The 25,955-nt window shown below is 73.7% G+C and carries 13 protein-coding genes; 9 read left to right on the top strand and 4 right to left on the bottom strand.

Annotated elements, in window-relative coordinates:
- Positions 1-2: 2 nt before the first annotated feature.
- The 3 genes from QSK26_RS27450 to QSK26_RS27440 are packed head-to-tail and all read right to left on the bottom strand — an operon-like array spanning position 3 to position 3,744.
- Positions 3-896 carry an ABC transporter permease gene (locus QSK26_RS27450; RefSeq protein WP_285778151.1) on the bottom strand — a complete coding sequence of 298 codons (894 nt, stop codon included), beginning with the start codon at positions 894-896 and terminating at the stop codon, positions 3-5.
- Positions 893-1,846: an ABC transporter permease gene (locus QSK26_RS27445; protein ID WP_285778150.1), complete on the bottom strand. Its 954-nt coding sequence runs from the start codon at positions 1,844-1,846 to the stop codon at positions 893-895. Before QSK26_RS27445 ends, QSK26_RS27450 begins: the two co-directional genes overlap by 4 nt.
- 59 nt (positions 1,847-1,905) lie before the next feature.
- Entirely contained in the window at positions 1,906-3,744 is a 1,839-nt protein-coding gene (locus QSK26_RS27440) for a peptide ABC transporter substrate-binding protein (protein WP_285778149.1), read from the bottom strand.
- 314 nt (positions 3,745-4,058) lie between these two features.
- Between QSK26_RS27440 and QSK26_RS27435 the strand changes: the two genes are divergently transcribed.
- The 3 genes from QSK26_RS27435 to QSK26_RS27425 all read left to right on the top strand — a co-directional run bounded on the left by QSK26_RS27435 (position 4,059) and on the right by QSK26_RS27425 (position 7,456).
- Positions 4,059-5,171 carry an ROK family transcriptional regulator gene (locus QSK26_RS27435; RefSeq protein WP_285778148.1) on the top strand — a complete coding sequence of 371 codons (1,113 nt, stop codon included), beginning with the start codon at positions 4,059-4,061 and terminating at the stop codon, positions 5,169-5,171.
- A gap of 61 nt (positions 5,172-5,232) precedes the next feature.
- A complete protein-coding gene (locus QSK26_RS27430; protein WP_285778147.1) occupies positions 5,233-6,690 on the top strand; it encodes a M81 family metallopeptidase in 1,458 nt (485 codons plus the stop codon).
- Between the two features lie 25 nt (positions 6,691-6,715).
- Entirely contained in the window at positions 6,716-7,456 is a 741-nt protein-coding gene (locus tag QSK26_RS27425; protein WP_285778146.1) for a copper homeostasis protein CutC, read from the top strand.
- Between the two features lie 82 nt (positions 7,457-7,538).
- Here QSK26_RS27425 and QSK26_RS27420 read toward each other — a convergent pair whose 3' ends face one another.
- The gene (locus QSK26_RS27420; protein ID WP_285778145.1) at positions 7,539-8,699 is read right to left on the bottom strand and encodes an asparaginase; all 1,161 of its coding nucleotides are present in this window, start codon (positions 8,697-8,699) and stop codon (positions 7,539-7,541) included.
- A gap of 166 nt (positions 8,700-8,865) precedes the next feature.
- On the opposite strand from QSK26_RS27420, the gene QSK26_RS27415 reads away from it, so the two are divergent.
- The 6 genes from QSK26_RS27415 to QSK26_RS27390 all read left to right on the top strand — a co-directional run bounded on the left by QSK26_RS27415 (position 8,866) and on the right by QSK26_RS27390 (position 25,937).
- Positions 8,866-9,378: a GNAT family N-acetyltransferase gene (locus QSK26_RS27415; protein ID WP_285778144.1), complete on the top strand. Its 513-nt coding sequence runs from the start codon at positions 8,866-8,868 to the stop codon at positions 9,376-9,378.
- A gap of 218 nt (positions 9,379-9,596) precedes the next feature.
- A complete protein-coding gene (locus QSK26_RS27410) occupies positions 9,597-10,490 on the top strand; it encodes a diacylglycerol/lipid kinase family protein (RefSeq protein WP_285778143.1) in 894 nt (297 codons plus the stop codon).
- 166 nt (positions 10,491-10,656) lie between these two features.
- A complete protein-coding gene (locus QSK26_RS27405; protein WP_285778142.1) occupies positions 10,657-11,367 on the top strand; it encodes an SDR family oxidoreductase in 711 nt (236 codons plus the stop codon).
- Positions 11,368-11,881: 514 nt separating this feature from the next.
- Positions 11,882-16,705, top strand: a complete 4,824-nt coding sequence (locus QSK26_RS27400; protein WP_285778141.1) for a non-ribosomal peptide synthetase — start codon at positions 11,882-11,884, stop codon at positions 16,703-16,705.
- Positions 16,702-24,894 carry a non-ribosomal peptide synthetase/MFS transporter gene (locus tag QSK26_RS27395; protein ID WP_285778140.1) on the top strand — a complete coding sequence of 2,731 codons (8,193 nt, stop codon included), beginning with the start codon at positions 16,702-16,704 and terminating at the stop codon, positions 24,892-24,894. The genes QSK26_RS27400 and QSK26_RS27395 overlap by 4 nt, the downstream gene beginning before the upstream one ends.
- Positions 24,891-25,937, top strand: coding sequence for a threonine ammonia-lyase (locus tag QSK26_RS27390; protein WP_285778139.1), 1,047 nt, complete (start codon positions 24,891-24,893; stop codon positions 25,935-25,937). Before QSK26_RS27395 ends, QSK26_RS27390 begins: the two co-directional genes overlap by 4 nt.
- The last annotated feature ends 18 nt before the right edge of the window (positions 25,938-25,955 follow it).

Here is a 25,955-nt window from a genome sequence, read left to right as displayed (position 1 = left end):
CCTCATCGGCCTTGCAGCCGTACTTCGAACGAGTCGCGCAGGCCGTCGCCGATGCAGTTGAAGGCGGAGACCACGAGCACGATGGCGATGCCGGCGGGGAAGATCAGCCACCAGTAGCCGTCGTAGGTGTAGGAGATGCCCTTGCTGAGCATGGCGCCCCAGTCGGTGGCGGGCGGGGCCACGCCGAGGCCGAGGAAGCTGACGTAGGCGATGAGCAGGATCGCGTCGGCCACCTGGAAGGTCGCGTTGACCACGACGGTGCCGATGGCGTTCGGGATGATGTGCCGGAACACCGCGCGGCCGTGGCCGCCGCCCATCGCCTTCATCGCCTGCACGAAGTCGCGGCTGCGCAGCGACAGCGCCTCCGCGCGCACCAGCCGGGCCGGCACCAGCCACGAGACGCAGCCGATGATGACGATCTGCACCGGCACGGTGGGCCGGAAGATCGTCGCGCTGACCAGGAGCAGGAACAGCGCCGGAATCGCGATGCCCGCGTCCACGACACGCATCATGACCGTGTCCAGCCAGCCGCCGGCGTACCCGGCGATGGCGCCCCACACGGTGCCGATCAGGGTGGCCAGCAGCCCGGCGGCGATGCCGATCTCCAGCGAGGTCTGGCCGCCGATCATCAGGCGGCCGAGCACGTCGCGGCCGACGTCGTCGGTGCCGAGCGGGTGGCCCTTGGTGCCGGGGGCCAGGTTGGCGTCGGCGAGCTGGGTGTGGATCTGGTCCGTCGGGTGCACCAGCGGGCCGAGGAAGCAGAACACCAGCAGCAGCGCGAGGATGATCAGCCCGGTCACGGCGAGCTTGTTGGCGAAGAACAGCTTCACCATGCGCCGGTAGGGCCCGGCCACCGGGACGTGCTCGGCTTCGACATGCGGCGTGGAAACGGTCATGTGATGGCTCCTCGCACCCGCGGGTCGACGAACGCCTGGAGGATGTCCGCGATCAGCGATCCGACGACGGTCGCCACCGCGATCACGAGCACCGAGCCGAGCAGGATCGGGAAGTCGGAGGTCTGCGCGGCGTTCCAGAAGAGCAGACCCATGCCGGGATAGTTGAACACCGACTCGGTGATGAGCGCGCCGGAGAAGAGGACCGGGAGCTGGTAGCCGAGCATCGCGATGATGGGCGTCAGGGAGTTGCGCATGATGTGCAGCCACACGACCCGCCGCTCGGAGGCGCCCTTGGCCCGCGCGGTGCGCACGTAGTCCTCGGCGAGGTTGTCCAGCACGGCCGAGCGCATATAGCGGCTGAACACGGCGACGCTGGCGATGGCCCCGGCGAGGATGGGCAGGATGAGTCCGCGCGAGTCGGCGAACAGCCCGGCCAGCGTCTCGGCCTGTGGCGCCTGGACCGGCAGGATGGGGATCTTCTCCGCGAACACGATCACCAGGATGAGCGCGAGGAAGAAGACCGGGGTGGCGTACCCGATGAACACCAGGGTGGTGATGGCGTAGTCGGCCAGCCCCTTGCGCCGCCGGCCCTGCCACACCCCGAGCGGGATCGCGATGAGCAGCGCGAGCAGGGTGGACAGGCCGGTCAGCACCAGCGTCTTGGGGATGCGCTGGCCGATCAGCGAGCTGACCGACTGGTTGAGCGTGTAGGACTCGCCGAGGTCGCCGCGCAGCAGGCCGCTGACGTACATCCAGTACTGCTCCGGCAGGGACCGGTCGAAGCCGTGCTCGTGGTTGAACGCCGCGATCGCCTCGGTGGTGGCCTGCGGGCCGAGGATGCCGCGGGCGGGTCCGCCGGGGACCGAGTGCAGCAGCAGGAAGACGATCACCGTCACCAGTGCGATGACGACGAGCGCCTGCCCGAACCGCTTTGCCAGGAAGCGGATCACGAGGAGCCTCCGACCAGGGGTTGGGGCCCGGGACGGGGTGGCCGTCCCGGGCGGATCGGTTACTTGACCAGGTACCAGCGCTGGGGCGTCATGCCGGCCATCGGGTCCTGCTCGACGCCGCCGATGGTGTTCTTGATGGCGGACACCTGGTAGGCGGGGTTCGGCATCCAGATCACCGGCAGGTTCTTGGCCAGGTAGTCGCTGTACTCCTGCATCGCCGTGGAGTCGGTGGAGCTGGTCGTCCGCTCGATGATCTCGTCGGCCTTGGGGTCGCTGTAGCTGCCCAGGTTGGTGCCGGCGTCGGTGGCGAAGATCTCCTCACCGCTCGGGTAGGCCGGGTAGTACCAGCTGCCCGAGGTGCCGAAGAAGGAGAGCTGCCAGGAGCAGGTCGAGTCGGCCGGCTTGCAGACCGGGGAGTGGTCGAGCACCGAGTTCAGCGGCTCCGACTTGATCGTCAGGGCGACGCCGATCTTTGACAGGGACGACTGGAGCTCCTGCATCATGTTGTCGGTCTCGGTGCTGCCGCTCTGGGTGAGCAGCTCGAACTTGAGCTGCGTGCCCTGGTCGACGCCCTCGCCGCACTGGTCGTCGCCGGTGCCCGGCTTGGTGCAGGTCGCCACGCCGTTCTGGATCTCCCAGCCGTGCGAGGCGATCAGCGCCTTGGCCTTCTCGACGTCGAACGGGTAGGGGTTGGTCTTCTGGCCCTCACCTTGGTAGGAGGACGGCGGGATCTGCGGCACCGGTCCGTAGCCGGGGGTCGCCTGGTCGTGCCAGATGACCTTGCTGATGGTGTCCTGGTCGACCGACATCTGCACGGCCTGGCGGATGTAGAGCTGCTTGAAGACCGGGCCCATCTCCGGGTTGTTGAAGTTGTACGGGATGTAGGTGATGGCCCAGCCGTCCCACCGCTTGACCGAGTAGCCCATGCCCTCGATCGTCTTCTGCTGCGACAGCGCCAGCGCGGGGATGTACCCGTAGTCGACGCCGCCCGAGCGCAGCACGTTGAACTCGGCCTGGGCCGAGGTGAACGGCTTGAAGGTGATGCTGTCCAGGTGGGCCGCGTCGTCCCCGGTGTACTTGGGGTTCTTGGCGAGGGTGACCTGGCCGGTGGTGGTGAACTCCTTGACCGTGAAGGGGCCGTTGGCGACCTTCCACAGCGGGTTGGTCGCGTACTCCGACAGCTTCCCGGCCTCGCCGATCAGGTAGTCGAAGACCTTCTTGGCGCCGTCCTCGGTGCGGTCGTAGTCGCCGACCTGGCCGCCCGCCTGCTGGATGTCCCAGGCCGCCTGCGGCATCGGGGACATCCGGACGAGCTGGTTGGCGGTGAACCAGTCGGGGTTGTAGGCCCGGGTGAGGTCCATCTTGAACGTCTTGTCGTCCACCACGGTGAACTTGGCGACGTTGTCGGGGAACTGGCCCTTGTTGTAGGCGGACCACTTCTCCTTGTTGTACTTGACCAGGTTGAACCAGAACTCGACGTCCCTGGACGTGACCTTCTGGCCGTTGGCCCAGGTCAGGTTGTCCCTCAGCGTGATGGTGACCGACTTGCCGTCGCTGGAGTACTCCGGCAGTTCGGCGGCGCCCGCCTTGATGTCCGGCTTGCTGCTGTCGTTCCCGTTGAAGGTGTAGAGCGGGAGGAAGACCTGCTGCCGGATCGCGCCGTTGTAGCTCGCGCTGTGGCCGGGGGTGCCGATCGGGAAGATCCAGTTGGGGGTGGCGTTCGGCGGCATCGCGAAGGTCATCGAGCCGCCCTGCTGCGGCTTGCCGCCGCTCGCCGATCCGCCGCCCGGGGCCGAACCGTCGCCCGAGGAGCATCCGGCCGCCAGGAGGGTCGCGGCCACGCCCAGTACGGCCAGCGGGCGGGCAGCCCTCAAAAGGGATGGCAGGGGTCTGTTCATCGGTGCTCCTGATGCGAGGTGCCTCGTCTGCGAAGTTCGGCTAGACGTTGGCGGCGACGATACATCGCAACTTTGAACGAAAACAACCTTCGATCGAAGAAAGTAGGCACAGGAGGCCCAGGTAACTCGGTCGTAACACGTCCGATATGTCCGTCTCCTGGTGGACTAGGGCCAGCGCGCTTGCTATCGTCCAGCTCAGCTTGCCTCGACAACGTTCGTTTCCGAAGTAAGTTGCCACTTAGTTCGGGCAGGTATCGATGATCGAGGCTCATGGTTGGATCGCAACCGTGGATCACAGAAGTGAAGGAGCCACCATGTCGGCCGCACAGATCATGGGGCTCGTCGCGTCAGGCCAGGCCACCTCGCGCGCGGAACTGTCCCGCGTGCTCGGCTGGGCCCCCTCTACGGTGTCGGCCCACGTCCAGGAGCTGCTCGACTCCGGCCTGCTGGAGGAATCCGGCGAAGGAAGTTCGCGCGGCGGGCGGCGGCCCCGCCTGCTCTCCGTCCGCGACGGCGACGGCGTGATCCTGGGCGCCGACCTCGGCGGCCACCACGGCCGGGTCGCCGTCCTGGACGGCACCGGACGACCGCAGAGGATCGAGGACATCGACCTGGACATCGCCGCCGGTCCGGCACCGGTCCTGGAACGGGTCGCGGAGGCCCTCGGCGAGCTGTGCGCGGGCCGGCCGGTGCGCGGCATCGGCGTCGGGCTGCCCGGGCCCGTCGGCCTGACCGGCGTGGTGGTCGGCCCGTCCCGGATGCCCGGCTGGAGCGGCTTCTCCGTCCGCGACTGGCTGGCCGCACGGTTCGGCGCGCCGCTGGTCGTGGAGAACGACGCCAACCTGATGGCCATGGGCGAGGCGGTCGCCCGGGGGCGTGAGCTGCGCGACTTCGTCTTCATCAAGGCGGGCACCGGCGTCGGCGCCGCCGTCGTCACCGACGGCCGGCTGCACCGCGGCGCCCGCGGGGTCGCCGGCGACATCAGTCACCTGCGCGTCCCGGCCGGCGGCGACCAGCCGTGCAGCTGCGGCAACTTCGGCTGCCTGGAGACCATCGCCAGCGGCGCCGCCCTGGTCGCGGCCGTCCGCAGGGACGGCGTCGCCGTACGGAACACCGCCGACCTGGTGCGCCTCGCCCACGACGGCAACCCCACGGTCACCACGAACCTGCGTTTCGCCGGTCGCCAGCTCGGCGAGGTGCTGGCCACGGTGGTCAACTTCTTCAACCCGCAGGCGGTCATCCTCGGCGGCGCGCTGAGCGGCTGCGACCTCTTCGTCGCCGCCGCCCGCGGCGTCCTCTACGAGCGCTGCCTGCCGCTCACCACCCAGGAGCTGGAGATCGGGGAGAGCACCGCGGGGCCGGACGCCGGGCTGCTCGGCATCGGCAGGCTCGTCATCGACCAGGGCATGCCCGCGCCGGCCTCCTGACCCCTCGAACCGCACCCACGAACCGCATTCACGAATCGCACCACGAATCAAGGAAGAACCCGTGACACCACTGCGCATCGGCATCGCCGGCATCGCGATCGAGTCGAGCACCTTCTCGCCGCATCGCACCCGCCTGCCCGATTTCAGGGTCACCCGCGACGAGGCGCTGCTGGCCCGGTACCCGTGGATCCAGGAGCCGCGCCCGTGGTGCGCCGAGGTCACCTGGGTGCCGCTGCTGCACGCGGTCTCGCTGCCCGGCGGCGCGGTCGAGCCCGAGGTGTACGACGCGCTGGAAGCCGAGATCGTGGCACGCGCCGAGGCCGCCGGCCCGCTGGACGGGCTGTTCTTCGACATCCACGGCGCCATGAGCGTGGTCGGCCGCACCGACGCCGAGGCCGGCCTGGCGCGGGCGGTCCGCGAGGCGGTCGGGCCGGACACCCTGATCTCCACCTCGATGGACCTGCACGGCAACGTCTCCCGCGAGCTGGCCACCACCGTGGACCTGATCACCTGCTACCGGATGGCGCCGCACGAGGACGCCTGGGAGTCCAAGGAGCGCGCGGCCCGCAACCTCGTGGCCCGGCTGCGTGACGGCGGCCGGCCGCTCAAGGCGTGGGTGCAGGTGCCGGTGCTGCTGCCCGGCGAGAAGACCAGCACCCGCATCGAGCCGGCCAAGGGCATCTACGCCCGCGTCCCCGAGGTGGAGGCGCTCCCCGGCGTGCTGGACGCGGCGATCTGGGTGGGGTACGCGTGGGCCGACGAGCCCCGCTGCCGCGCGGCCGTGGTGGTCACCGGCGACGACGCCGAGGTCATCACCGAGCAGGCCCGCACGCTGGCCGAGTCCTACTGGGCGGCCAGGGACGACTTCGCCTTCGTCGCCCCCACCGGCACCCTGGACGAGTGCGTCACGGCGGCCATCGCCGGCGCCAAGCCCTTTCTGATCAGCGACTCCGGGGACAACCCGACCGCGGGCGGGGCCGGCGACGTGTCCGCCACGCTGGGCCGGCTGCTGGAGGTGGACGAGCTCCGCTCCGGCGCGGTGAGCGGCATCTACGCGAGCATCGTGGACCCGGACGCGGTCGCCGTCGCGCGCACCGCCGGTCAGGGGGCCACGGTGACCGTCTACGCCGGCGGCAAGATCGACCCCGGCCCGGCCGGACCGGTCGAGCTGACCGGCACCGTGTACTCGCTGCTGCGCGACGACCCGGTGGGCGGCGACATCGCCGTGATCGAGACCGGCGGGCTGCGGGTCATCCTGACCTCGCTGCGCAAGCCGTACCACGAGATCGCCGACTTCACCCGGCTCGGGCTCGCCCCTGCGGAGACCGACCTCGTGATCGTCAAGATCGGCTACCTGGAGCCGGAGCTGTACGACCTGGCGGCCGACTGGCTGCTCGCCCTCACGCCCGGCGGGGTGGACCAGGACCTGCTGCGGCTCGGCCACCACGGTGTACGGCGTCCGCTGTTCCCGTTCGACGCCGATATGACCTCCCCCGACCTCACGCCCGAACTCCTCTGATCCTCTTCGAAAGGAACCCAAGAAAGTGCGCTACGAGATCTGCCTGGAATCCGCTGACGGCGTGGCCGCGGCGGCGGAGGCCGGGGCCGACCGGGTCGAGCTCTGCGCCGGCCTGTTCGAGGGCGGGATCACGCCGAGCCTCGGCATGATCAAGGAGGCGGTCGCCGTCGCGGCCGGCCGGATCAAGGTCCACGTCATCATCCGGCCCCGCGGCGGGGACTTCATCTACACCCCGTCCGAGGTGGAGGTGATGCTGGAGGACATCGAGGCCGTGAAGGCGGCCGGCGCGGACGGCGTCGTCATCGGGGCGCTGACCCCGGAGGGCGAGATCGACACCGAGCTGTGCGCGCGGCTCGTCGAGGCCGCCCGCCCGCTGAGCGTCACCTTCCACCGCGCCTTCGACGTGGCCCGCGACCCGCTGGCGGCGTTCGAGGACGTGATCTCGCTGGGTGTGGACCGGCTGCTCACCTCCGGCGCGGCGCCGAGCGCGCTGGAGGGCTCCGAGCTGATCGCCGAGCTGGTCGGGAAGGCCGGCGGGCGGATCATCATCCTGCCCGCGGGCGGCATCACCGAGGCCACCGCCGCCCGGGTGGCCCGCGAGACCGGGGCCACCGAGCTGCACTTCACCGCCACCGAGGCCGTCTCGTCGCGTTCCCGGTTCACCCGCGACGGCATCTACATGGGCGGCGCGCTCTACCCGCCGGAGACGGTCCAGGCCGTCACCACGGCGACCCGGGTGCGCAGCATCATGGCCGCCGCGGTCTGAGCGGACCCGTCTCCCCGCCTCGGGGGCCAGGGAGACACCGCGCCGGTAGGAGGGCACCGGCCGCCCTCCTACCGGATTCCGGTCATCCGGCGGAGAACTGCGGCACGCCGTAGGTGGCGAACCACTCGCCGATGGTCTTCCTGTCGCTCGTCCTGGCCAGCGACAGGAGCAGCAGCAGCCTGGCCTTCTGCGGCAGCAGGTCCTCGCCGGGGACGACCCCGTCGGACCCGCCGTACACCGCGCCGGTGCCGGTCCTGGTGGTGCTGACGAACGTCACGCCCTTGGCGACGGCGGCGGCGCGGGCCGCGCTCTGCGCGCCGGAGACGCCGCCCGAGCCGGTCCCGGCGGTGACGATGCCGCGCACCCCGGCGTCCGCGAAGGCGGTGATGGCCTCGCCGCCCGCCTCCTGATAGCCGTACACGATCTCCACCCTGGGCAGTTTCTCCCGGTCCACCCGCTTCAGGTCGAACGGCGTCGCCCACTTCTTCGCGTCCTCGCAGTACTGCGCGCGCGGGGTCGAGCGGAGCATCCGGATCCTGGTCTCGTCGACGTAGCCCAGTACGCCGACCTCGCGCGACTGGAAGGTGTCCATCCGCAGCGCGTTCGTCTTGGTGACGTCGCGGGCCGCCTGGATCTCGTCGTTCAGCATGATCACGGCGCCGTTGCACTCGGTCCTGCCGCTGGCGGCCAGGGTGATGGCGTTGTACAGGTTCGCGGGGGCGTCGGTGCCGATCACCGTCCAGGGGCGCATCGAGCCGGTCAGCACCACCGGCTTGCGGCTGCGCACGGTGAGGTCCAGCCAGTAGCCGAACTCCTCCATCGTGTCGGTGCCGGTGGTGACGACGACGCCGTCGGCCCGCTCCAGCTCCCTGTCCACGGCCTTGGTGAGGTCGTAGTACTCCTTGATCGTGTAACCGCCGGACCCCTTGTTGCCGAACTGCACCGTGGAGACGTCGGCGACCTGGCCGATCTCCGGCTGGAGCTCGCCCACCATGTCGGAGATCCTGAGCTGGCCGGACCGGTAGCTCTGGAAGCTCACCCTGGTGTCGGACACCCCGGAGATCGTGCCGCCGGTGCCGATGACGACGATCCTCGGCTTGCCGCCCTGCTTCGCCACGGCCGCCGCCGGGGTCGGCGGGGGCTCCGGGGCCGCCTGCGCCGCACCGCCGGTGGACACGACGGCCATCCCGGTGAAAAGGACCAGACTGGTGACTGACGCGAGCCTTCTACCGTTGCGGGTCATCAACGTTCTCCTTGTGCGCGTTCTGCCCCCGAAGTACGCGTCCAAGAAGATCGTTACCAATGGCGATCTTTGTTTCTGTGATATGCCGAAGTGATTAATTGGGCGGATGGGACAAGCTCCGGTTCCGGCTCCGCGGCGGGCGTACGACCTCTACACTCTCGACACCGTGAGGACCCCTCCCCTGACCGCCGGCCGCGTCCACCTGACCCCGCTGGCCGAGACCGACGCCGCGGAGATGGCCGAGGTGCTCGCCGGGGACGCCCTCTACACCTTCATCGGCGGCTCCGCGCCCACCCTGGAGCAGCTCCGCCACCGCTACGCCCGGCAGGCCGCCGGGTCCCCGGACCCCCGGCAGGAGTGGCACAACTGGATCATCCGCACGACGGCCGGCGGGCGGGCGGTCGGCTACGTGCAGGCGACGGTCACCGAGAACGGTGGGCGCGCCGAGATCGCCTGGGTGGTCGGCCTCGCCTGGCAGGGCCGGGGGTACGCCGCCGAGTCCGCCCGGGCCATGGTCGCCTGGCTCCGCTCCCGCGGCATCGTGGAGATCGTGGCGCACATCCACCCCGACCACACCGCCTCCGCCGCCGTGGCCCGCCGCGTCGGCCTGGAACCCACCGACGAGTTCCACCACGGCGAACGGCTCTGGCGCGCTCCCCTGCCGCCCGACGCCGCCTGATCCATCCCGCGCCCGGCCACCGGAGCCCGCCGACGGCTCGCCGGGACGGGCGCCCACGGCTCGCCGGGACGGGCGGCGACGGCTTGCCGGGACGGGCGGCGACGGCTTGCCGGGACGGGCGGGCCCTCCCGTGGTGCGCGGCGCCGGGACACGCCACGCGGGGTTCGCGGGCGCGGGACCGGGTAGTCGCGGTGGACATCGCTGGAAAGGGGACCGGGATGCGGCGACTGCTCGCCATCGTCAACTCCTCGGCCGGAGGCGCCGACGAAGAGGTCCTGGCACGCGTCCTCGCCGTGCTGGCGGAGCACGCCGACACGGTGGAGGCCCGGATCGGCGACCCGGCCGAGCTGCCGGGACTGCTGGCCGGGCACCCGAAGCGGGACCCGGTGGCGCTGGGCGGGGACGGTTCGCTGCACTGCCTGGTGGCGGCCCTCGCCGAGCGCGGCGAACTGGGTTCGCGCACGGTCGGGCTGGTCCCGCTGGGCACCGGCAACGACCTGGCCCGCGGCCTCGGCGTACCGCTGGACCCGGTGGAGGCGGCACGGGTGGCCGCCCTGGGCGAGGCCCGCCCGCTGGACCTGCTCCGCGACGACGACGGCGGCATCGTGGTCAACGCCGTGCACGCCGGGGTGGGCGTGGAGGCCGCCCAGACCGCCACGCCGCTCAAGCCGTACCTGCGCCGGTTCGCCTACGCGGTGGGCAGCGTCATCGCCGGGACGCGGACCAGGGGGCTGCCGCTGAGAGTGGAGGTGGACGGCGAGGTCGTGGCCGACGGGCGGCGCCGGGTGCTGATGGCCGGGATCGGCAACGGCAGGACCATCGGCGGCGGCACCCCGCTCACCCCCGACGCCCACCCCGCCGACCGGCTCGCCGACGTCGTCGTCTCCTTCGCCGTCGGCCCGTTCCAGCGCCTGGCGTATGGCGTCCTGCTCCGCCTCGGCCGGCACGACGCCCGCCCCGAGGTCGTCACGGTGCGCGGCAGGCGGGTCCGCCTGTCCGGCCCCCCGGTCCACGTCAACATCGACGGCGAGCTCACGGGCCCGTACACCGCCCGCACCTGGACCGTCGAACCGCACGCCTGGCACCTGACCCTCCCCGCCGACCCGGCATAGCGGACCCGGGTACCGCCCGCCGCGATCCCGAGGGCGACGAGTTCCACCCGTCCCGGATCCGGGGCAACCATCCGTCCACCCGTGACACCGCGCCGGGCCCGGCGGACGCAGGCCCGGCGGACGCGGATAATCTGGGCATCCAGCGGAGCCCCACCGGAAGCAGGTCATGGACATCACCACCGCCGTCGTCACCGGTGCCGCGAGCGGGATCGGCAGGGCCCTGGCCACCCGGTTGCACGCGGCCGGGACCCGGGTCGTCCTCGCGGACATCGACGAGACGGCCCTCGCCGGGGTCGCCCTGGAGCTGGGGGCGGCGGCCGTCCGGACCGACGTCTCCGACCCCGGCGCCATGGAAGCGCTGGCCGCCGCCGTGCCGGACGTCCAGTTGGTGTGCCTGAACGCGGGCGTCGTCGGCGGGGACCTGGGCGCGCCATGGGAGGTCGGCCCAGAGGACTGGGACCGGGTCTTCGCGGTGAACGTGCGCGGCGTCGTCAACGGACTGCGCGCCTTCGTCCCCCGGCTGCTCGCCGCCGGGCGCCCCGCCCACCTCCTGATCACCGCCTCCCTGGCCGGGCTGGCCACCTTCCCCGCCGGCGGCGCCTACGCGGCCTCCAAGCACGCCGTCGTCACCCTCGCCGAGCAGTCCGCCCTGGCCTTGGCCGGCACTCCGATCGGCGTGACCGTCGTGTGCCCCGCCCTGGTCCGCACCGCCATGTCCGCCGAGGGCGAGGATCCCGCGGCCGTCGCCGCCGAGGCCCTCGAAGCCGTCCGGGAGGGGCGGTTCGCCGTGATCCCGGCCCCCTGGCACGACGAGATCGTCCGCCGCGCCCACCGCCTCACCTCCGGCGCCCAACCGGAAACGCCGAAGCCGAATTAGCCCTCTCGGCCATCGGGGTCGCACGCGAGAAACCCTTTATGTCAACACGCATGTCAGAAATCCCATTGCCGATCCCTTTCCCTGGAGTAAGCGAACTCACGTCATCCGGTAATGGCGGCGAATATCGCCTGCGGAGTGCGCACGGCATGCCAGGGGTGTGCCCGGCGAGCGGCGCACGGATGGCCGTGACCACCGCTTTCCCGCCCCTCACCTGACTCATGCCGACACGCCCGCGGGCGGGCCGGAGTGATCCGGTCCGCCCGTTCTTGTCGAGACGGCAGTGATGGCATAAGCGACGGTAAAGGCCCAGCCGGGCTGCTCGGGCGGCGCGGAAGGGCCGGTCGCGGGCGCTCTGGGCGCCTTTATCCCCTCCCACCACGACTGCAACCGCACTCCAAGGTGACTGCAAGTCTCGTAATTCAGGATCTGTGCCGCAGACGCTGATCACTGGGGGGCATTCTCGGTCAGCGCACAGGATCTTGCTGGGGAAGACGAGGACGAAGTGATCGTTGATGTGACACGCCTCGATGCGGCATGCCGTCGTCCGGCCGCGAGCGACGGGAACGGCATACCCGGTCGCGTCCACGAAGCGATCGAGGCGCAGAGCCGGCGCACGCCGGAACGCACGGCTGTCGTGGCGGGCACCGTCCGGCTCAGCTACGCCGAGCTGGACCGCAGGGCGGACGACGTCGCCCGCGCCCTGGCCGGGCGGGGCATCGGACGCGGCCACCTGGTCGGCGTGTGCCTGGAACGCGACGAGTGGCTGGTGCCCGCGCTGGTGGGAGTGTGGAAGGCGGGCGCGGCCTACGTGCCGCTGGACCCCGCCTACCCGGCCGAGCGGCTGAGGTTCATGGCCCAGGACGCCGCCGTCGCCGCCGTGCTCACCTCCGCCGCGCTGCGCGAGACCGCCGCCCTGACCAGGGCCGAGGCCGTGTACGTCGAGGACGTGACGCCGGACGACTGGACGATGGACGTACCCGGCGAACCGGGCGACGCGGCGTACGTGATCTACACCTCCGGCTCCACCGGCACACCCAAGGGCGTCGTCGTGGAGCACCGCAACACCATGAACCTGCTCGGCTGGGAGGCGTCGGCGTACACCGCCGAGGAGCTGGGCGGCATGCTGGCCGGCTCCTCGATCTGCTTCGACGCCTCGATCACGCAGATCTTCGTCCCACTGGTCGCCGGCGGGACGGTGATCCTGGCGGACAACGTCCTCGCGCTGCCCACCCTGCCGGCCCGGGACGAGGTGACCACGGTCTACGGGGTCCCCTCCGCGCTGTCGGTGCTGCTGCGCGAGCCGCTGCCCGGCGGTGTGCGCGCGGTGTTCTCCGGCGGCGAGCCGCTGACCTCCGCCCTGGTGCGGCGGATCTACGCCAACCCCGGCGTGCGCCGGCTGCTCAACCTGTACGGCCCGACCGAGTGCACCACGGCCTGCGCGGGCGTCGAGGTGCCCCGGGACTACGTAGGAGAGCCGCCGCTCGGCGAGCCGACCGCCGGCGCGGTGTTCTCCGTCCGCGACGAGGACGGCGGCCACGTCCCGGACGGCGAGCTGGGCGAGCTGTGGATCGGCGGGCCCGGGGTGACCCGCGGCTACCTGGGGCGGGAGTCGTCCGCGTTCCGCACCGAGCCGGACGGCAGCCGGGTCTACCGCAGCGGAGACCTGGTCCGCCGGGTGAACGGGGAGCTGCGCTACGCCGGGCGGGCCGACCACCAGGTCAAGATCCGCGGCTACCGGGTCGAGCTGGGCGAGGTGGAGGCCGTGCTGGACCGGCATCCCGCCGTACGCCGGGCGGTCGTGCTGGCCGCCACGGACGACGACGGGATCGCCTATCTGGTCGCGCACGTGGCGGCCACCGGGACCGGCGAGCCCGAGCTGCGGGACTGGCTGCGCGCCCGGCTGCCCGACCACCTGGTGCCGACCCGGATCGGCGTCGTCGAGGACCTCCCGATCGCGCCCACCGGCAAGGTGGACCGGGCCGCCCTGCCCGCCCTCGGCGCGGTCCGGGCGGGCGGCGCGGCGCCGGTCGCGCCGCGCACCGACGACGAGCGCCTGGTGGCCGAGGTGATCGCCGGCGTGCTAGGGCTGCCGGAGGTCGGCGTGCACGACCGGTTCACCGACCTGGGCGGGCACTCCCTGTCCGCGGCCGGGGTCGTCACCGAGCTGTCCCGCCGGCTGGGGCGCACCGTGCCGCTGGCCGCCTTCCTGACCGACCCGACCGCGGCCGGCCTGGCCACCCGGCTCCGCGAGGCCGGACCTGCGCCGGTGCGCCAGGGCGGCCGGACCCGGCATCCGCTCACCGGCACGCAACGCGAGTTCTGGACCCTCCGCCGGCTCCACCCGCACAGCCCGGTCACCACCGTCGGCGTCCGGCTGCGGGTGCGCGGCCTGCGCGACGTCGCGCCGCTGCGCGCGGCCCTGGACGCGGTCGTGCGCCGGCACGAGGTGCTGCGCAGCACGTTCGCCACCGGCGAGGACGGCCTGCCGTACGCCGTGGTGCACCCGCCGGTCGCGGTGCCGCTGGTCGAGCACGCCGTGGGCGAGAACCCGGAGAAGGTGGCCAGGGCGGCGGCGGCGCACGTGTTCGACCTGGCCGCCGAGGTGCCGCTGATCCGCGCCGAGGTGTGCCGGATGGACGACGGGACGGCCGAGCTGGTCGTCGTCGTGGACCACATCGCCTTCGACGGCGGCTCGGCCGGAGTGCTGATGGGCGAGCTGGCCGCCGGTCTCGCCGGTGAGCCGGTTCCCGGTCCGGCGGTCCAGGTCGGCGACGTGGCCGCGCAGCAGGGGGAACAGCGGGATTCCGCGCGGCTGCGCGAGTTCTGGCGGACCGAGCTGGCCGGCGCCCCGGTGGCCGGCCCGCCGCCCGCGGACCTGACGGCGGGCCGGGTGTTCCGGCCGCTGCCCGCGGGGTTCGTCTCCGGCGTCGGCGCGCTGGCCCGGGAGTGCGGCGCGACGCCGTACGCGGTGTACCTGGCGGCGCTGGCCCTGGCCGGCGGCGAGCCGGACACGCTGGTCGGGATGGTCGCGGCGCGGCGGGCCCGGCCGGAGCTGACCGGGGTCATCGGCCCGCTGGTGGACACCCTGCCGGTGCGGCTGCGGCCGGCCGGCGCGAAGACCTTCAGGGACCTGGTCAGGGAGGCCGCCGCCGCGAGCACGCGGGCACTGGTCCACCAGGAGGTCCCGCCCGCCGCCCTGCCCCGCGCCCCGGTGCTGCTGGCCATGCAGCACGCGGACGTGCCGGTGCGTCTCGGCGACCTGGAACTGCTCACCGAGCTGGGCTCGGGCGCCGCCGTCCACGAGCTCGGCGTGTTGGTCAACCGGACCGCCGCGGGCGCCGAACTGCACGTGGAGTACGCCGAGGCCCACCTGGACGCGGTCCGGGCGCGGGCCTACCTGGACCGGCTGGTCTGGCTGCTGTCCTGCGCGCTCGCCGACCCGGACCGGCCGCTGCGCGCGTTCGACCTGGTCACGCCGGACGAGCGGGCCGCCCTGCTGGCCGCCGCCGCCGGTCCCGAGCTGCCGGACGGCCTCCCCACGGTGCCGAGGGCGCTGGCCGCGCACACGGAGGGGACGGCCGTGGTCGGGCCGGACGGTTCTTCGCTCGGCCACGCCGAACTGGACGAGTGGTCCGGGCGGGTGGCGGCGGCGCTGGTGGCCCACGGGGTGACTCGGGGCGAGGTGGTGGGCGTGTGCCTGCCGCGCGACCATCTCATGCCGGCCGCGCTGCTGGCGGTGTGGCGGGCGGGCGCGGCGTACCTGCCGCTGGACCCCGAGCACCCGGCCGAGCGGCTGCGCCTGCTCGCGCGGGACGCCGGGGCGCGCCTGGTACTCACCCGAGGCGACGTGACGGCCCCACACCTGACCACCCCGCACCCGCTCCCCCCAAACCCGCCCACCCCGGACCTGACCACCCCGGACATCGCCGCCCCGGACATCGCCGCCCCGGACATCGCCGCCCTGGATCTCGACCGCCTGGCGGAGGGGCACGCCGGACCGGTGGACCTGCCCGAGGTGACGGCCGAGGACCTGGCCTACGTGCTGCACACCTCCGGCTCCACCGGGACGCCCAAGGGCGTGGAGGTCACCCACGGCGCGCTCGCGGCCCTGGTCGCCGGGATGACCGGCGCGTTGCGGCTCGGCCCGGGAGACGTCCAGCCGGCCGTGGCGCCGCTGACCTTCGACGCGTCCGCCTCCGAGCTGTGGAGCGTGCTGGCCGCCGGGGGCACCAGCGTGGTGGTGGACCGGGCCACGGCCGTGGACGGGCACGCGCTGGCCGGGGTGCTCGCGATCAGCGGGAGCACGGTGATCGACCTGGTGCCCACCACGTACCGCATGCTGCTGGCCGCGGGCTGGACCGGCGGCCCGGCGCTGCGGGCCGTGGTCGGCGGGGAGACGCTGGACCCGGCCCTCGCCGGGCAGATCCTGGCCCGGGTCGGCGAGCTGTGGAACGCCTACGGGCCCACCGAGGCCACGGTCACCTCGACCCTGCACCGGGTGCGCCCGCACGAGAACGGGCGGGTGCCGATCGGCGTGCCGATGCCGGGAGAACGCGCCTACGTGGTCGACGCCGAACTGCGGCTGGTGCCACCCGGCACGACGGGTGAACTGCTGCTCGGCGGCGCCGGCGTCGCCAGGGGCTACCGGGGCAGGCCCGACCTGACCGCGGCGGCGTTCGTCGAGGACCCGTTCACGCCCGGCGGCCGGTGCTACCGGACCGGGGACCTGGTCCGCCTGCGGCCGGACGGGAGGCTGGAGTTCCACGGCCGCGGCGACCACCAGGTGAAGGTACGCGGTTACCGGATCGAACTCGGCGAGATCGAGACGGTGCTGAACGAGGTGGCCCACGGCGCGGTGACCGTGGCCGGTTCCGGGGCGCAGGCGCACCTGGTCGGCTACGCCGTGCCGGAGACGGCCGACCTCGCCGCCGTCGAACGGCACGTCGCCGCCCGGCTGCCCGCGCACATGGTGCCCCGCCGGTGGGTCGCGCTGCCCGAACTGCCCACGCTGCCGAGCGGCAAGGTGGACCGGACGGCCCTGCCCGACCCGGCCGGCCTCCCGCGGGCCGCCCGGGTCGCCCCCGGCACCGACGCCGAACACCTGGTCGCCACCGTCTGGGCCGAGGTGCTGGAGCGGCCCACGATCTGGGCCGACGACGACTTCTTCGCCCTCGGCGGGCACTCCTTCGCCGCGACCCGGGTGGCCGGGCGGCTCCGGGAGACGTTGCGACTGGCCGTTCCGGTGCGGTTGCTGTTCGACCGGCCGGTTCTCGCCGACTTCGCCGCCGGTCTGGAAGAACTGCTGGTCACCGAACTGACGAACGGGAGCGACGCATGACCGAGGTTCGAGAGGACCGGATGGCGGAACTGCTCCGGTCCCGGCTGACCGCCGCCAGGGCCGCGGTGGAGATCCCCGGCACAGGAGGCATCCCGGCGCTGTCCGCCGAGGACATGCCGCTGTCGCCGGCCCAGGAGCGGCTGTGGTTCCTGGCCCAGCTGGAGCCGGACACCCCGGCCTACAACGTGCCGCTTGCGCTGCGGCTGACCGGCCCGCTGGACGTCGCCGCCCTCACCGCCGCGCTGTCCGGCCTGGCCGGGCGGCACTGGATCCTGCGCGGCGTCGTGGCGGGCGACAGGGTGCGGCCGGTGGCCGACGTGCCGGTCTCGGTGGTGGACGTGGACCCCGGCGACCTGGACCGGGAGCTGGCCGCCGCGGCGTGGCGCCCGTTCCGGCTGGACGCCGAGCCGCCGATGCGGGCCACGGTGTTCCGCACCGGCGACGACGACCACGTACTCCTGCTGACCCTGCACCACATCGCCACCGACGCCTGGTCGGAACGCCTGCTGTCACAGGACCTCTCGGCCCTCTACGCCGCCGCGATCGGCGTGGCCCCGCCGCCTCCGCCTCCGGCCCTGCAGTATGCCGACGTGGCCGCGTGGGAGGCCGGGCAGCCCGAGGCCGACCTGGAGTGGTGGACCCACCGGCTGGCCGGCCTGCCGCCGGTGCTGGACCTGCCCACCGCCCGGCCGCGCCCGGCCGTGGCCGACGGGCGGGGCGCCGCGATCGGCGTCGAGGTGTCCGAGGCGCTGTCCGCCAAGGTGCGCGCGGTGCCCGGCGCCACGCCGTTCATGGTGTTCCTGGCCGGGCTGCAGGCACTGCTGTCCCGGCTGTCCGGCTCCGACGACATCGCCGTCGGAGTGCCGCACGCCGGCCGGCACCACCCGGACGCCGAGCGGGTCGTGGGCTGCTTCATCAACACCCTGGTGATCCGCACCGACACCTCCGGCGACCCCACCGGCGCCGAACTGCTGGCCAGGGCCAAGGCGTCCGCGCTGGACGCGTTCACGCACGCCCGCACGCCGTTCGAGCGGATCGTGGAACGGTTGCGGCCGGAGCGGAACCTGTCGGTCACCCCGCTGTTCCAGGTGATGTTGAACCTGTACGACGCGGGCGCCCCGGCGCACCTGCCCGGGATCGGGACGCGGGCCGAACCGCTGCCCGCGCCGACGGCCAAGTTCGACCTGAACCTGGAACTCGGCGACGACGGGACCCGGTTCACCGGTGAACTGCGCTACCGGACGGACCTGTTCGACGAGCCCGCCGCCCGGCGGCTGGTGGAGTGGTACCTGGCGCTGCTGGACGGGATGCTCACCGATCCGGACGCGCCCGTCCTGCTGCCCGCCGGCTCCGACCTGCGCGGCCCGGCCGCGGACCGCCTCCCGGTGGACCTGCCGCTGCACGCGCTGGTCGAGAGGGTGGCCGACGCCCGGCCCGGCGCGGTCGCGGTCGGCTCGCTCAGCTACGCGGAGCTGGACCGGCGGGCCAACCAGGTGGCGCACTGGCTGCTGGCCCGCGGGGTGCGCCCGGAGGAACCGGTCGGCGTGCTGCTGGAGCGGCGGCCCGAGCTGGTCGTCGCCCTGCTCGGGGTGCTCAAGGCCGGAGCCGCCTACCTGCCGCTGGACCCGGTCTACCCGGCCGGGCGCACCGAGGCCGTGCTGGCCGACGCCGGGGCCCGGATCGTGCTCACCGAGCCGGAGATCGCGCAGGCCGCGGCGGAGCCCGGGCACCGCCCGGACGTGGCCGTGCCGCCCGGCCACCTGGCATACGTGATCTACACCTCCGGTTCCACCGGGCGGCCCAAGGGGGTCGCCGTGGAGCACCGGCAGATCACCCACTACCTGGGCGCGGTCGCCGGACGCCTCCCCGCCGGGCTGACCTCCTTCGCCCTGGTGTCCACGGCCGCGGCCGACCTGGGGCTGACCAACGTGCTGTGCGCGCTCACCTCGGGCGCCACGCTGCACCTGATCGACCACGAGACGGCCACCGACCCGGCCGCCTACGCCGCCTACCTGGCCGCGCACCCGGTGGACGCGGTCAAGATGGTGCCCAGCCAGCTCGAACTCCTGGGCATGACCGCCCTGCCGGCGAAGCTGCTGATCCTCGCCGGGGAGGCCGTGCCCGCCGACCTGGTGGCGCGGATCGGCGAGGCGCGGCCGGACCTCGCGGTGCAGATCCACTACGGGCCCACCGAGACCACGGTGTCTGCCCTGGGCTGCGACGCGGCCGAGGCGCCGCCCGGCGCGGTCGCGCTGGGCCGGCCGCTGGCCGGCGTCGTGTGCCGGGTGGTGGACCCCGCCGGGCGGGCGCTGCCCCCCGGCGTGCCGGGAGAGCTGTGGATCGGCGGCCCCGGCGTGGCCCGCGGCTACCTGGGCAGGCCGGACCTGACCGAGGAACGGTTCACGGGCGGCTGGTACCGCACCGGGGACCGGGTGCGGGTGAACCCGGCCGGGCTGGTGGAGTTCCTGGGCCGGATCGACGACCAGGTGAAGGTGCGCGGTTTCCGGGTCGAGCTGGGCGAGGTCACCGCGGCGCTGCGGGCCCTTCCGCAGGTGGCGGAGGCGTTCGTGCAGCCCGTCGGCTCCGGGGCCGGGCGGCGGCTGGCCGCCTGGGTGACCCCGGCCGCGGGCGCGGTGGACACGGCGGCCGTCCGGGCCGCGCTGCGGGAACGGCTGCCGGACTACATGGTGCCGGCCGCGATCGGCGTGCTGGCGGCCCTGCCGCTCACCCCGAACGGCAAGGTGGACCGCGCCGCGCTGCCGGTTCCCGAGACGACCGGCACGGCGGCCCGGGTGCCGCTCGGCACACCGCTGGAGCACCTGGTAGCCGAGGTCTGGGCCGAGGTGCTGGAGCGGTCCACGCTCTGGGCCGACGACGACTTCTTCGCGCTCGGCGGGCACTCCTTCGCCGCGACCCGGGTGGCCGGCCGGCTGCGGGAGCGGCTGGGCGCGCCGGTCGCGGTGCGGCTGCTGTTCGAGCACCCGGTGCTCGCCGACCTGGCCGCCGCCCTGCCCCGCCGGGAGCGTGCGGTCAGGACCCGGCGGGCGCCGTCGGACGGGCCGGTCCCGCTGTCCGGGGCGCAGGCCAGGCTCTGGTTCATGGCCCAGTTGGAGCCCGCGAGCACCGCGTACAACGTGCCGGTGGCGCTGCGGCTGCGCGGGCCGGTCCGGGAGGAGGCGCTGCTCGGCGCGGTGCGCGACCTGGCCGAACGGCACCACGTGCTGCGCGGCGTGATCGACGACTCCGGCGCCGAACCGGTCATGGTGGTACGGCCGGCCGAGGCGGTGCCGGTGTCCATGGTGCGCGTCGAGCGGTCACGGGTCGAGGACACGGTGGCCGGGCACCTCGCCACGCCGTTCACGCTGGACAGGGAGCCGCCGATGCGGGCCGTGCTGGTCCGGGTGGACGATCTCCGGGATGAGGAGCACGTGCTCTCCCTCACCTTCCACCACGTCGCCACCGACGCCTGGACCCGCGGCCTGCTGCTGTCGGAGCTGTCCGCGCTGTACGCGGCCCGGCTCGGCCTGTGCCCGCCGCCGCAACCGCCGCCCGCGCAGTACGCCCAGGTGGCCCCGGTGCCCGACCTGGCCGAGCTGGACTGGTGGGCCGAGCGACTGCGCGGCCTGCCGCCGGTGCTGGACCTGCCCACCGACCGGCCGCGGCCCGCGGTCGCCGACCCCGGCGGCGCCTCGGTGGACCTGGAGCTGCCCGCGGAGCTGAGCGAGCGGGTCAGGGCGGTGGCCACCGCCTACCGCGTGACGCCGTTCATCGTGCTGCTGGCCGCGTTGCAGGCCCTGCTGGCCCGGTTGTCGGCCGGATCCGACATCGCCGTCGGCGTGCCGGTCTCCGGCCGGGACCACCCGGACACCGAGGGCGTGGTGGGCTGCTTCCTCAACACGGTGGTGGTGCGCACCGACGTCGCGGGCGACCCGACCGGCCACGAACTGCTGGCCCGGGTCAGGGAGGCCGCGCTGGGCGCCCTCGCCCACGTCGCCGCGCCGTTCGACCGGGTGGTGGACCGGCTGCGCCCGGAACGGAACCTGGCCGCCACTCCCCTGTTCCAGGTGATGCTCAACTACGTCACCGACGGGGGCCTGCCGGAGCTGTCCGGCCTGGAGGTCACCGAGATCCGGTCGCCCGAGCAGACCACGAAGTTCGACCTGAACTGGCACGTGATCGACGCGGGACCGGGCCGGCCGCTGCGCGGCGGGCTCGGATACCGCACCGACCTGTTCGAGGCGGCCACCGCGGAACGGTTCACCCGGTGGTATGTGGCCCTGCTGGACGGGATGCTCGCCGACCTGGACGCGCCGGTGGGCGCGTGGCCGCTCGCGCCGGTGACCGGTCCGGTCCTGGCCGGTGAGCCGCGGCAGGACGCGGCCGACCTGCCGGTGCACCGGCTGATCGAGCACTGGGTGGACGCCACCCCCGACGCGCCCGCCGTGGTGGGCGCGGACCGCGGCCTGACCTACGCCGAGCTGGAGCGGGTCGCCAACCGGATCGCCCACTGGCTGCTGGCCGCCGGGGTGGCCGCCGACCAGCCGGTCGGCGTGCTCCTGGAGCCGGGGGCGGGCCTGGCCTGCGCGCTGTTCGGCATCCAGAAGTCCGGCGGCGGCTACCTGCCGCTGGACCCGGCCTACCCGCCCGCCCGGATCGCCGCCATGCTCGACGCGGCCGGGGTGTCCGCCGTGGTCACCACGGCCGAGTTCGCCGACCGTGCCGGACCCGGTCGCAAGGTGCTCACACTGGACCGGCCGCCGTCCCTGCCGGACACCCGGCCACGGGTCGAGGTGCGGCCGGAGCACCTGCACCACGTGATCTTCACCTCCGGCTCCACCGGCACGCCCAAGGCGGTGGCCGCCGAACACCGCGGGGTGCTGAACTACCTGCGCGGCATGCTGCCCCGGATCGACGTGCCCGGCGGCTCGTACGCGGTCGTCTCCACGCCCGCCGCCGACTTCGGGCTCACCTGCGTGTTCGGCGCGCTGACCACGGGCGGGACGGTGCACCTGGTGCCGCGGGAGACCGCGATGGACCCCGCCGCGTTCGCCGGTTATCTGAGCGAGCACCACGTCGACGTGGTCAAGTGCGTGCCCAGCCACCTGGAACTGCTGGCCGCGGGCGGCGACCTCGCCGCCGTGCTGCCGGGCAGGCTGCTCATCCTGGCCGGCGAGGCGTGCCCGTGGGACCTGGTGGAACGCGCCAGGGCCGCGCGGCCGGGACTGCGGATCCAGAGCCACTACGGGCACACCGAGTCCACGATGATCTGCCTCGTCTGCGACACCGAGGAGATCCCGGCCGGGCACCGCACCGGGATCGTGCCGCTCGGCCGGCCCCTGCCTGGGGTGTACGGGCACCTGGTGGACGCGAACCTGCGGCCGGTGCCGGTGGGCGTGCCGGGCGAGCTCGTGGTCGGCGGCCCCGGCGTCACCCGCGGGTACATCGGCCTGCCGGAGCTGACCGCGGAACGGTTCGTCCCCGACCCGGTCACCGGTGAGGGACGCTGCTACCGGAGCGGCGACCTGCTGCGGGTCACCGCCGGCGGGCAGGTGGAGTTCCGCGGCCGGGTGGACGACCAGGTCAAGGTGCGCGGCTACCGGGTCGAGCTGGGCGAGGTGAGCACCGCGCTGCGGGCCCTGCCACAGATCGCCGAAGCCGTGGTGCTGCCGACGGGCGAGGGCAGGGCCCGGCAGCTCGCCGCCTGGGTGACCCCGGCCGCCGGAAGCGCCGTGGACCCGCCCGCGGTCCGGTCCGCGCTGCGCGAGCGGCTGCCCGACTACATGGTCCCGGCGCAGCTCGTGGTGCTCGACCGGCTGCCGCTCAACCCGAACGGCAAGGTGGACCGGGCCGCCCTGCCGGAACCGCGACCTGAGGTCACCGAGTTCACGCCCCCGGGCACCGCCGGCGAGGAACTCGTCGCCAGGGCGTGGGCCAGGGTGCTCGACGTGACCGAGGTCGGCGCGCACGACGACTTCTTCGCCCTGGGCGGGGACTCCTTCGCCGCGGTGCGCGCGGTCAAGGAGATCGGCCACGGGCTGCGGGTGATCGACCTGTTCACCCGGCCGACGGTCGCCGAGCTGGCCGCGTTCCTGGACGACCGGGACGGCGGCGGGCTCCTGCACCGCCTCGGCGGCGGCCCCGCCAGCGAGTTCACCCTGGTGTGCGTGCCGTACGGCGGCGGGTCGGCGGCGGTGTACCAGCCGCTGGCCCGGGCGCTCGGCGACCGGGTGGAGGTGCTCGCGGTGGAGCCGCCGGGCCACGACCCGGCCCGGCCGGACGAGACGCCGCTGCCGCTCGCCGGTCTCGTGGACGCGCTGGCCGCCGAGGTGGCCAAGGCCGCGTCCGGCCCGATCGCGATCTACGGGCACTGCGTCGGCTCCGCGCCCGCGGTGGCGCTGGCCCGCAGGCTGGAGGCCGACGGCGTCCCGGTGCTGGGCGTGATAGCGGCCGGCAGCTTCCCCACCGCCAAGCTGCCCGGCCTGGCCCGGCGGCTCTTCGGCGGTGACCGCTGGGTCTCCGACCGGATGTTCCGGGACGCGCTGCGCGCCTCCGGCGGCCTGCTCGACGACATGGACGAGGCCGCCAAGCGCACCGCGGTGCGGGCCATGCGCCACGACGCCGACCAGGCGCAGGAGTGGTTCACCCGGGAGCTCGCCGGAGACGGCCGGCCGCTGGCCGCCCCGATCCTGTGCGTGGTCGGCGAACGCGACCGGGCCACCGAGCTGCACGAGGAGCGTTACGCCGAGTGGGCGGCCTTCGCGCCCCGGGCGGAGCTGGCCGTGCTGCCCCGGGCCGGGCACTACTTCCTGCGGCACCAGGCCGAACCGCTGGCCGACCTGCTGATCGGACGCCTGCGGGACTGGGCGTCCGGGCGGCTGCCCGACCCGGTGCGCGCCTCGGGGAAGACCGGGCTGCGCCCCTTCTACACCGTCGCGGGCGGGCAGATCGTCTCCGCGATCGGCACGGCGCTCAGCTCGTTCGCGCTGGGCGTCTGGGCCTACCAGCAGAGCGGCCGGATCCTGGACCTGGCCCTGGTCACGATGCTGTCCCAGATCCCGGCCGTGCTGCTCACCCCGCTGGGCGGCGCGCTGGCCGACCGGGTGGACCGGCGCAAGGTCATGCTGGCCTGTGACGCGATCTCCGGCCTGGCCATGGTGGCGCTCGTCCTGCTGATGACCACCGGCGGGCTGGCGTTGTGGAACGTGTGCGCCATCGTCGGCGTCACCTCGGTGGTCACCGCGTTCCAGCAGCCCGCCTATCTGGCCGCGATCGCCCAGTTGGTGCCCAAGCCGTACCTCCCGCAGGCCAACGCCCTGGCCAACCTGGGATTCGGGGCGGGGAACGTGGTGGCGCCGCTCGCCGGAGGCGCGCTGATCGGCCTGTTCGGGCTGTCCGCGGTGGTGGCCGTCGACGTGGTCACGTTCGCCGTGGGCGTGGTGACCCTGCTGGTGGTCCGCTTCCCCGACCGGCTGTTCCACCGCCGCGAGGAGACGTTCCAGGCGGCGCTGACCGGCGGCTGGCGGTTCCTGCGCCGGCGCCCGCCGCTGCTGGTGATGGCGTTCTACTTCGCGGTGGTCAACTTCTGCACCGCGCTGATGTGGGTGCTGGTCACCCCGGTCGTGCTGGCCATCGGGTCGGAGACCGCCCTGGGCGCGGTGACCGCGGCCGGCGGTCTCGGCGCGGCCGTGGGCGCCGGCGTGGTGCTGGTGTGGGGCGGTACCCGGCGCCGGGCCACCGGCATGATCGGCTTCGTGGTCGGGTCCGGCGTCGGCGTGGTGCTGATGGGCGTGTGGCCCGCGGTGTGGCTGATCGCGGCCGGTCTGTTCGTCCGGCTGGCCTGCATGAGCATCGGCAACGCCCACTGGCTGTCCATCATCCAGGTGAAGGTGGGCCCCGAGCTGCAGGGCCGGGTGCTGGCCGTCAACGTCATGCTCGCCACGGCCATGCAGCCGCTCGGCTTCCTGGCCGCCGGCCCGCTCGCCGGCTGGGCCGACGGGTACGCCTCCGGCCCCGGTGGCGGCGCCGCCGTGGTGCTGCTGGCCAGCGGCGTGTTCCTGGTGCTCTGGGGCCTGCTCGGGCTGCGGTATCGCCCGCTGCGCCACCTGGAGGACCTCGTCCCCGACGCGGCGCCGCCCCCCGCGGCCGAAGCCGACCTGGACGCCATCCAGCGGAAGGTGCTGAACGGATGAACCTCGTGACGACGGCCGACGTGACCGCCGCCTCGGCCCGGATCGCGCCCCACGTCCGGCGCACCCCGCTGCTGCGGGTGCCCGGCGAACGCCTGTGGATCAAACCCGAGAACCGGCAGCCCACCCGCTCGTTCAAGGTACGCGGCGCGGTGAACGCCGTGGCGCGCCTGGCCGGGCGGGGGGTCGGGCACGTCGTCGCCCAGTCCTCCGGCAACCACGCCCAGGCCATCGCGTACGCCGCGGCCGAGCACGGGATGCGGGCGACCGTGGTGCTGCCGGACACCGCGCCGGAGCTGAAGGTGACGGCCGCCCGCCGGCTCGGCGCCGAGGTGGTGATCGCGCCCCCCGCCCTGCGGGAAGTCACCTGCCTGGCCCTCGCCGACCGGTTCGGCGCCACGGTGGTCCGCTCCGACGACTTCGACATCATCGCCGGGCACGGCAGCGCCGGCGCCGAGATAGCCGCAGACCTGCCGGACTGCTCCAGCGGCCCCGGCTCCGGCGGCTACGGCCCCCGGGCGCCGGGCACGATCCTGGTGCCGGTCTGCAACGGCGGCCTGCTGGCCGGGATCGCGGTGGCGGCCAAGGCGTTCGATCCGGCCATCAGGGTGATCGGCGTGGAACCCGAGCTGGCCGCCGACGGCGCGGCCAGCTTCCGCGCCGGCCGACGCACCGAGTGGCCGGTCCAGGACACCTACCGCACCCGGGCCGACGGCCTCCGCGCCCCGGTCCTCGGCGCGCTGGCCTGGGAACACATCCACCGATACGTGGACGACATGCTCACCGTGACCGAGGAGAGCATCGAGTACGCCACCGGCCTGCTCACCCGGGAGACCGGTGAACGCGCCGAACCGAGCGGCGCGGTCGCCACCGCCGCCTACCTCACCCACCGGGCCACCCTGCCCCCCGGCCCCGTCGTCGCCGTCCTGTCCGGCGGCAACGCGACCACCGCTGCCCCTGCCACCCCGGCGAGGAAGGACGCGCTCCCGTCGGAGGAATGGCGGACGACTTCCCGCCGGATTGCCATCGAACCCAGCCACATATAACGACATTTCCACTCACGT

The organism is Microtetraspora sp. NBRC 13810, from assembly GCF_030268685.1.
Classification (GTDB): domain Bacteria; phylum Actinomycetota; class Actinomycetes; order Streptosporangiales; family Streptosporangiaceae; genus BSRQ01.
Note: the sequence above shows the minus strand (reverse complement) of the source record. Positions and strands in the feature narration are given on the sequence as shown.

Excerpts from the sequence above, each read along its gene's own strand:
- QSK26_RS27450 (WP_285778151.1), bottom strand. The coding sequence starts at position 896 with ATGACCGTTTCCACGCCGCATGTCGAAGCCGAGCACGTCCCGGTGGCC.
- QSK26_RS27440 (WP_285778149.1), bottom strand. The coding sequence starts at position 3,744 with ATGAACAGACCCCTGCCATCCCTTTTGAGGGCTGCCCGCCCGCTGGCC.
- QSK26_RS27435 (WP_285778148.1), top strand. The coding sequence starts at position 4,059 with ATGTCGGCCGCACAGATCATGGGGCTCGTCGCGTCAGGCCAGGCCACC.
- QSK26_RS27420 (WP_285778145.1), bottom strand. The coding sequence starts at position 8,699 with ATGACCCGCAACGGTAGAAGGCTCGCGTCAGTCACCAGTCTGGTCCTT.
- QSK26_RS27410 (WP_285778143.1), top strand. The coding sequence starts at position 9,597 with ATGCGGCGACTGCTCGCCATCGTCAACTCCTCGGCCGGAGGCGCCGAC.
- QSK26_RS27405 (WP_285778142.1), top strand. The coding sequence starts at position 10,657 with ATGGACATCACCACCGCCGTCGTCACCGGTGCCGCGAGCGGGATCGGC.
- QSK26_RS27395 (WP_285778140.1), top strand. The coding sequence starts at position 16,702 with ATGACCGAGGTTCGAGAGGACCGGATGGCGGAACTGCTCCGGTCCCGG.
- QSK26_RS27390 (WP_285778139.1), top strand. The coding sequence starts at position 24,891 with ATGAACCTCGTGACGACGGCCGACGTGACCGCCGCCTCGGCCCGGATC.